Raw genomic sequence first — 543 nt, 5'->3', positions numbered from 1 at the left:
GTCGCAGTCGAGAATGATCCGGGTCATCGGCGGGGTCCTTTCCTGTCGGCCGGCCCGACCATAGCGCGGCCGGACGCCGTTCAAAACGCCGCTGGATGCCGGGCGCGGTCCCGTGCCACTCTCGCCGCCCCTGCCCTGCCGACGCGCTGGAGACGATGCCGACGCCGCAAGCCCATCCCTGGCTCGAACCCCTCTGGGTCCGGCTGCTGATCGTCATCCTGCTGATAGCCGCCCTGACGGCGGAGTTCCTGTGGCTGGGCGACCGGCTGTGGCAGTTCCTGTGGGCTGCCGCCCTGGTCTACGCGATCTGGGATTTCTTCCTGCGCGGGGTGTACGGCAAGCCGAAGGAGTGAGGGCCGGCAGGCTTCTCCTCAAATCGCCTGCCCGCCCGCCGTCTCGAACAGGTGCAGCCGGTCCGGATCCAGACTGATCGTCGCCGGCTCGTCCGGCCGGGCGGGGAAATGGGCGTCGACCTGGGCGGTGAACTTGGCGCCCGCCACCTCGCCCAGGATCAAGGTGTGGGCGCCGAGCGGCTCGATCACC

At 69.8% G+C, this 543-nt stretch carries 2 protein-coding genes; one reads left to right on the top strand and one right to left on the bottom strand.

Annotated elements, in window-relative coordinates; all coding sequences use genetic code 11:
- Positions 1-155 precede the first annotated feature (155 nt).
- A complete protein-coding gene (locus tag P409_RS35705) occupies positions 156-353 on the top strand; it encodes a hypothetical protein (protein ID WP_034849940.1) in 198 nt (65 codons plus the stop codon).
- A gap of 18 nt (positions 354-371) precedes the next feature.
- Here P409_RS35705 and P409_RS41685 read toward each other — a convergent pair whose 3' ends face one another.
- Positions 372-542 carry a TOBE domain-containing protein gene (locus tag P409_RS41685; protein ID WP_152613744.1) on the bottom strand — a complete coding sequence of 57 codons (171 nt, stop codon included), beginning with the start codon at positions 540-542 and terminating at the stop codon, positions 372-374.
- Position 543: the final 1 nt, after the last annotated feature.

It is taken from the genome of Inquilinus limosus MP06 (assembly GCF_000767795.1).
In the GTDB taxonomy this organism is placed as follows: Bacteria; Pseudomonadota; Alphaproteobacteria; order DSM-16000; family Inquilinaceae; genus Inquilinus; species Inquilinus limosus_E.
The sequence above is the reverse complement of the archived record's forward strand: the minus strand, read 5'-3'. Positions and strand labels throughout refer to the sequence as shown.